A 7,222-nucleotide genomic window follows, 5' to 3' on the forward strand; every position below is an offset into this window, starting at 1 on the left:
GGGTTCAGGGTTCAGGCGGAGGTCTTGTCCCACAGGCTGCGGGTGCCGTTGCTGCCGTAGAGCGCGCGAGCATCGCCCGGGCTGATCGTCGCCCGGGTTCGCGGTGGCGCGGTGCGCTCGTGGGCAGCCAGGATCTGTCCGGTCATCTTCGCGACGTACGGGGCAGCCATGATCAGCCCACGGTTGCCGCGACGTGCGGCCGCCCAGACGATCGCCTTCCCCGGGACACGCACGGAGGCATCGACAACGCGGGGCATGTCGAATCGGCCGAGCTCGCGCATCCAGGCAGGCAGCGTCGAGATCGTCGCCAGCGACAGCACTCGACCACCGGCGGCGAACGTCATGCCTTTGCTCACCGACGGCCACAGCAGAAAGTGCATGGCCTCCACGGCCCGCTCGCTGACGCACAACTGCGGCCGGACGCGTTCGAAGTAGGCGCGCACCTCGGCCCGATTGCGCGGTACATCCGCGGGCTTACAGGTCTGCAGTTCGGCGGCGATCACGCATTCAGCCCAGTACCTGTCCTCCTCGGCGGGACTCAGCGGGCCGGGTCCGAACATCTCGTAGGCCTTGAGTACCGAATGCCACCCGGTGACATGGATCCACAGCTGGGAGTCGGGGTTGTTGGCGCTGTAGCGCTTGCCGCTGATCGGTTCGATGCCCGTCATCGGCGCGTGCACCTTCATCAGGTGTTCGGATGCCTGGGTGGCGGTGCGGCCGTCACCGAGCGCGACCAGCAGGAAGTAGGACAGCGTGTGGTCGAGGCGGGTGGCGGGATTGTCGTAGATCCCGTGTGAATCGGCGACCGCGGCGGTCAGGAACGGATCGAAGTGCTCGAGGGTGACCGCGCGCTGGAATCCGATCAGCGCGGTCGGCGCCGCCCACACCTTCCAGGTGGGGGAATCCGGCCCGAAGAAGCCGTAGTCGTCGCGACGCAGAGTCGACGCATCGAAAGCCATTGCACATGCCCCTTTGCAGTGCGAGAAACAGTTGAATACAACACCACCGTAGCAATGGCTCGACGTGAATACAACGGTTGCGTAGGATTTGTGCCGACAGGGTCGGCGGGTATCGTCGGCGAGCGAAAGGCAGGTGGGCGGTGACCTCGACGCAGGAGCAGCGACCTCGACGCCGCTATGCGCCGCGCCTGCCGCCGGAGCAGCGCCGCGCGCAACTTCTCGACGCCGCGTTCACGGTCCTGGGCCGGATGGAACTGCACGAGTTGAGCATGGAGGCCGTCGCGCAGGAGGCGGGCGTCGGAAAACCTGTGCTGTACACGGTGTTCAAGACCCGCGCCGAACTCGTCGAAGCGCTGCTGGAACGCGAACGGGAACGCGGACTGGATCAGATCGCCGACACGCTGCCCGAAGACCTGCTCGGCGCCGATCCGTTGGCCGCCGCCTCGGCGACCGTCGAAGCGTTCGTGGGTGTGGCACTGGCGAATCCGACCCGCTGGCGGCTGATCCTCGCCACCCCGGCGAGTGCGCCCGACGAATACCGTGCGGCGCTTCGTGCTTCGCGCGCCGAGATCTTGGAGCGCGCGGAATCGCTTGTCCGCATGGGCATCTCCGTGCTGCCGCGATGGTCGGGCATGGATGCCGGGCTACTCGCGAACTCGACCCTCACCATCGCCGAAATGCTCGGTCGACTGGGGGTCAGCGAGCCGGAAGAGTATCCGCGCGAACGACTTCAGGCCTACGTTCGCTCGATCGTCACTCTGCTGACCGGGCCCTGACGGCTCAGCGGTTCTCCCGCGCCAAGCGCATCGTCTCGGTGAGCAGCTTCGACACGGCGGCCGCCTCGGTGAGGAACCCGTCGTGCCCGTCGCGGGAGTGCACGATCTCGAGACCCGCGCAGCCCGGCAGTCCTTCGGCCAGCTCGGCCTGGGTGTGCAGGGGGTACAGGCGATCCGAGTCGACTCCGCCGACCACGCACGGCACCGCGGTGGAGGCCAGCGCGGCGGCGACGCCGCCGCGCCCGCGCCCCACGTCGTGGCGGTTCATGGCCTCGCTGAGCAGTACATAGGTGGCCGGATCGAAGCGCGAACACAGCTTGTCGGCCTGGTGCTCGAGGTAGCTCTGCACCGCGTACCGTCCACCGGTCCACGGGTCCTCGTCGCCCTGTGCCTTGTTGGCGAAGCGGTGGTCGAGTTCGCCCTCGGTGCGGTAGGTCAGGTGCGCGATCCGCCGGGCCAGCCCCATGCCGGTCATCGGCGCGCGACCGGTGCCGTGATAGTCGCCGCCCTGCCAGTCGGGATCGGCCGTGATGACGGCCATCTGGGTGGTCTGGGTGCCGATCTGGTCGGCGGTGGCGCGGGCGCCCACGGCCAGCACGAGCGCGGCCGAAACCCGCTCGGGCAGACCGATGATCCACTCGAGCACCCGCATGCCGCCCATCGAGCCGCCGACGACAGCGCCGAGCCGCTCGATCCCGAGCACCTCGAACAACTGCGCTTCGGCTTTCACCTGGTCACGGATGTTCAGCTCGGGAAACCGCGCGCCCCATGGCTTTCCGTCGGAGGCGAGCGAGGACGGGCCGGTGCTGCCCTTGCAGCCGCCCAGCACGTTGGTCGCGATCACACACCACTCGTCGGTGTCGATCGGCGCGCCGGGCCCGACCATGCCCTCCCACCAGCCGGGCGCCCCGTCGGGCCCACCGACGACATGGGAGTCGCCGGTGAGCGCGTGTTCGACGAGCACCACATTGTCCAGGGTGGGCGAGAGCTCGCCCCAGCGTTGCACCGCCAGCCGCACATCGGGGACGACGGCGCCGTTCTCCAGCGCCACATCCCCGATGGCGACCAGGCCGACGCGCCCGTCCGGCGGTGGCAGCAGGGCCACCCCGGTTCCTGGTCGGGCGATCGGCGATTCGGTGCTCACAGTCACGTCGTCGCCGCCGCGAACCCGGCCCGCAGATCGGCCAGAATGTCGTCGATTCCCTCGATGCCCACCGCGAGCCTGACCAGGCCGGGGGTGACGCCGGCCGCCAGCTGCTCTTCGGGCGTCAACTGCGAGTGCGTGGTCGACGCCGGGTGAATCACGAGTGAACGCACATCACCGATGTTAGCTACATGGCTGTGCAGGCTGAGCGCGTCCACGAACTTCTTGCCCGCGTCGACGCCGCCTGCCAGCTCGAACGCCACGATCGCGCCCGCGCCCTTGGGCGCCAGCTCCTTGGCCCGCGCGTGCCAGGGCGAGGACTCGAGGCCCGCGTAGAACACCGCGTCGACGCCCGGCTGCTCGGCGACGAACTTCGCGACCGTCTCGGCATTGCTGACATGTCGCTCGACCCGCAGGCTCAAGGTCTCGATGCCCTGCGCGATGAGGAAGGCGTTGAACGGCGACACCGCAGCGCCCAGATCGCGCAGCAACTGCACGCGAGCCTTCAGCGCGAACGCGGGCGCGCCCAGATCGGCGAACACCGCGCCGTGGTAGCTCGGATCGGGCTCGGTGAAACCGGGGAAGCGCGCGTTGCCGTCGGCGTCGCGCACGGTCCAGTCGAACGTGCCGCCGTCGACGATCACGCCCGCCACGGCCGCGCCGTGCCCACCCAGGTACTTCGTCGCCGAATGCACGACGATGTCGGCGCCGTGGGCCAGCGGCTGGATCAGGTACGGGGTGGCGACGGTGTTGTCCACGATCAGCGGAATGCCGTTCGCGTGCGCGACACCGGCGATACCGGGGATGTCGAACACCGCGCTGCTCGGGTTCGCGATGGTCTCGCCGTAGAACGCCTTGGTGTTCGGCTGGATCGCGGCTTCCCACTGCGCGAGGTCATCGGGATCCTCGACGAACGAGACCGTGATTCCCAGCTTGGGCAGCGAGTAGTGGAAGAGGTTGTAGGTGCCGCCGTAGAGGTGCGGGCTGGACACGATGTGGTCGCCCGCGCTCGCCAGGTTCAGGATCGCGTAGGTCTCCGCGGCCTGGCCCGAGGCCAGCAGCAGCGCCGCGACGCCACCTTCGAGCGCGGCCACGCGCTGCTCCACCGCGTCCTGGGTGGGGTTCATGATCCGGGTGTAGATGTTGCCCGGCTCGGCGAGACCGAACAGCGCGGCGGCGTGATCGGTGTCGCGGAAGGTGTAGGAAGTGGTCTGGTAGATCGGCAGCGCCCGCGCGTTGGTGCTCGCGTCGGGAGCTTGGCCCGCGTGGACCTGCTTGGTCTCGAAGGACCAGTTCTCGGGCAGGGAAGAGTCAGTCATGTCGTGCTCCAAATGGGTGTCAGCCGGGGGATCTCGTCAACTGGGTCGGATCGACTGGCAACAACACATGGGGGCCTCCTGCAGTGCGCGCTTGCTCTCGACTTTCGAGAGCCCGGTCATCACCCGGAGCACCCCACCGCAGCTGGAGGGTTGCCGACCAGCGAGCCGGGGCTTGGCGCTGGTACTCATGACCTTGCCGTCATGTTAACCGGAGATCTCCCGCGGGCGGAAACTTCCCCCGCATTTCCCGCCGAAGATCACTCGCCGGACGGTGTGCCGAAGCCTGGCGTGTCGTCCACCGGTGCGCCACAGACCTGCCGCAAGCCGTGGTAGGCGCGCAGCACGGCGTCGCGCGTGACCCGAACGGCTACCGTCGGTGACCCGCTCAGCAGTGCCTGTTCGGTATCGGCGACCGAGAGATGGCACAGCATCTGCCAGATCCCGGCCACCAGCTTCACCGTGAAGTCCTCCGGTGACGTGCCCATCCGCTGCGCGAGCTCGGTGCACACCGCGACGTTCTTCTTCTCCGCGTATTCCAGCGCGCGCGCGTTGACCGACTGGCTGGTGCGCATGATCCGCTGCATCTGCAGGAACTGACGGATGAACCGGATACCGTCCGCATCCGCCTCGGCCTGGACCACCTCCAGGTAGGCGCCGCACAGTGCCTGGAGTTCGTTGCCGGTGTTCGGCTGGGAGCGCAGCGCGACGGCGACGGAGACCCCGAAGTCGTCGATCGGGGCCAGCACGATGTCTTCCTTGAGCGCGAAGTACCGGTTGACGGTGCGTGGGGACACATCGGCACCCGCGGCGATCTGCTCGACCGTCGTCGCGTCGAACCCTTGGCTGTCGCACAGGTCGAGTCCGACCGCCACGATCGCGGCCTTGGTCTGGAGTTTCTTGCGCTCGCGCAGGCCCAGTGGCGCGCCGGCAGCCGGTTCGGTCGTCCGGTCGGCGCTGATCGGAGTGGTCGAGTCCAGCATTTGACCAGCCTACCGCGTCGGCCGCTTTATCTGTCCAACTAGGTCAATTGGCGCAGTCAGACATTTTTCTCTTGACGCCAATTGTCTCACAGTGCCAGGATTGGTCCACACTGATCGAGTGACGAGGAGTCCTGGTGACCAGCACCGAGATAGAGACGAAACATGTTGATTCCCAACAGAGTTCGATGCGGTGGTGGGCGCTGGTCGTGCTCTCCGCCGCCCAGTTGATGGTGGTGCTCGACGCCACCGTGATCACGATCGCCCTGCCCTATGCCCAGCGTGACCTGGGGATCAGCGACGGCGACAAACAGTGGGCGCTCACCGCGTACACACTCATCTTCGGCGGCCTACTGCTGCTCGGCGGACGGATGGCCGACTACCTGGGCAGGCGCCGGATCTTCCTGGTCGGCCTGGTCGGCTTCGCCGCCGCATCGGCGCTGGCGGGGCTCGCGCAGACCGGTCCGCAGTTGTTCGTCGGCCGAGGTCTACAGGGTGCGTTCGCCGCGCTGCTCGCCCCCGCGGCCTTGTCGCTGTTGTCGGTGATCTTCACCGATGTGCAGGAACGGGCCCGCGCGTTCGCGGTGTTCGCCGGCATCACCGCCGGTGGCATCGCGTTCGGGCTGATCGTCGGCGGCGCGCTCACCGAATTCGCGTCGTGGCGGTGGACGCTGCTGATGAACACGCCGATCGCGCTCATCGCGGTAGCCGGTGCGGTGGCGGTGATCGCGCGCGATATCCCGGTGCCCAGAACCGGCGGCTACGACCTGCCCGGCGCCGTCACCGTGACATTCGGCTTGGTGTCGATCGTCTACGGATTCAGTCGCGCCGCCGAACACGGTTGGCTGGCGGGCAGCACCCTCGGCCTGCTCGGGGCCGGCTTCGCCTTGCTCATCGCGTTCGTCTTCATCGAGGCGCGCTCGGCGAACCCGCTGCTGCCACTGCGAATTCCGGGTGAGATCAATCGCGGCGGCGCTTTGCTGGCCGCGCTGCTGATCCCGATCGCGATGTTCGCCATGTTCTTGTTCCTGAGCTTCTACTACCAGAACACCCTGGGCTATTCGCCGCTGAAGGCCGGGATCGCGTTCCTGCCGTTCCCCGTGGGCATCGGGATCGCGGCGGGCATCACCAGTTCGCTGATGCCCAAGTTCGGGCCGCGTCCACTCATGGTGGTCGGCGCGCTGCTCGGCGTCGTGGGACTGCTGTGGCTGGCACAACTGAGCTACGGCGACGGGTACGCGCTGAGCGTGCTGCCCGCGCAGCTGTTGATGGCGCTCGGGATGGGCCCGCTGTTCGTCGGGATGCAGGCCGTGGCCCTGCATCAGGTCGACGCCGAGGACTCCGGTGTCGCCAGCGCCCTGCTCAACGCCGCCCAGCAGGTCGGCACCGCCGTCGGCACCGCCCTGCTGACCACCCTGTCGGTGCAGGCCGCCGAGAACTACGTCACCGACAACCCGACCGTCGACCACCTGATCGAACGCGCCTCGATCTACAGCTACGACGTCGCGTTCTATATCGGCGCCGGCTTCTTCCTCGCCGCCGCCGTGGTGATCGCGGTGATGATCCGCGACAAGCCGGAGAACCTGATCGAAGGCGACGAACACGCGGCCGCGATACCCGTCGCGGTCTGACCTTCTCGACGAGGCCCGCGCTACGGCGCGGGCCTCTTGTTACCACTCAGTAGCCGGTCAAGGCCCGATCGGGTGATGACAGGCGGGCCGGGAGGGCTGTCCCGCACAGTGGGGCCTCCCGTCGCGGTGAGGTGGGGGACAGCAGTACGCTCGTCTTGTTTGCACCACACGTCCCGCAGACAACGCGGGGCATATACGTTGTCTGTTGGAACTGCTGGGGTCCGCTCACAAGCGTGTTCGCCTAGCCGTGCAATAAGGGCACCCACCGAGGAGGACACGAAGATCCATGTCCAAGATCAAGGTTGAAGGCACCGTTGTAGAACTCGACGGCGACGAGATGACCCGGATCATCTGGCAGTTCATCAAGGACAAGCTGATCCATCCCTATCTCGACGTGAACCTCGAGTACTACGACC

6 protein-coding genes, 1 pseudogene and 1 riboswitch are annotated in these 7,222 nt (G+C 67.5%); of the genes and pseudogenes, 3 read left to right on the forward strand and 4 right to left on the reverse strand.

Annotation, left to right across the window (positions count from 1 at the left end; genetic code table 11):
* Window positions 1-11 precede the first annotated feature (11 nt).
* Window positions 12-959: an oxygenase MpaB family protein gene (locus ACFWF3_RS17855; RefSeq protein WP_379314509.1), complete on the reverse strand. Its 948-nt coding sequence runs from the start codon at window positions 957-959 to the stop codon at window positions 12-14.
* A 140-nt stretch (window positions 960-1,099) separates the two neighbouring features.
* Here ACFWF3_RS17855 and ACFWF3_RS17860 point away from each other — a divergent pair, with 140 nt between their 5' ends.
* Complete coding sequence (locus ACFWF3_RS17860) at window positions 1,100-1,735, forward strand: TetR/AcrR family transcriptional regulator (protein ID WP_378996980.1); 636 nt, start codon at window positions 1,100-1,102, stop codon at window positions 1,733-1,735.
* Window positions 1,736-1,739: 4 nt separating this feature from the next.
* Here ACFWF3_RS17860 and ACFWF3_RS17865 read toward each other — a convergent pair whose 3' ends face one another.
* The 3 genes from ACFWF3_RS17865 to ACFWF3_RS17875 all read right to left on the reverse strand — a co-directional run bounded on the left by ACFWF3_RS17865 (window position 1,740) and on the right by ACFWF3_RS17875 (window position 5,178).
* Entirely contained in the window at window positions 1,740-2,885 is a 1,146-nt protein-coding gene (locus ACFWF3_RS17865) for a homoserine O-acetyltransferase (protein WP_378996978.1), read from the reverse strand.
* Complete coding sequence (locus ACFWF3_RS17870; protein WP_379314510.1) at window positions 2,882-4,198, reverse strand: bifunctional o-acetylhomoserine/o-acetylserine sulfhydrylase; 1,317 nt, start codon at window positions 4,196-4,198, stop codon at window positions 2,882-2,884. Before ACFWF3_RS17870 ends, ACFWF3_RS17865 begins: the two co-directional genes overlap by 4 nt.
* An 82-nt stretch (window positions 4,199-4,280) precedes the next feature.
* Window positions 4,281-4,391: riboswitch (SAM riboswitch) on the reverse strand.
* 64 nt (window positions 4,392-4,455) lie between these two features.
* Entirely contained in the window at window positions 4,456-5,178 is a 723-nt protein-coding gene (locus ACFWF3_RS17875; RefSeq protein ID WP_379314511.1) for a TetR family transcriptional regulator, read from the reverse strand.
* Between the two features lie 134 nt (window positions 5,179-5,312).
* Here ACFWF3_RS17875 and ACFWF3_RS17880 point away from each other — a divergent pair, with 134 nt between their 5' ends.
* Together ACFWF3_RS17880 and ACFWF3_RS17885 are read left to right on the forward strand one after the other, a co-directional pair.
* Window positions 5,313-6,806, forward strand: a complete 1,494-nt coding sequence (locus ACFWF3_RS17880) for an MFS transporter (protein WP_379314512.1) — start codon at window positions 5,313-5,315, stop codon at window positions 6,804-6,806.
* A gap of 286 nt (window positions 6,807-7,092) precedes the next feature.
* Window positions 7,093-7,222 (forward strand): annotated as a pseudogene (locus tag ACFWF3_RS17885) (NADP-dependent isocitrate dehydrogenase); the annotation flags it as partial.

The organism is Nocardia sp. NPDC060220 (assembly GCF_042727815.1).
Lineage (GTDB): Bacteria > Actinomycetota > Actinomycetes > Mycobacteriales > Mycobacteriaceae > Nocardia.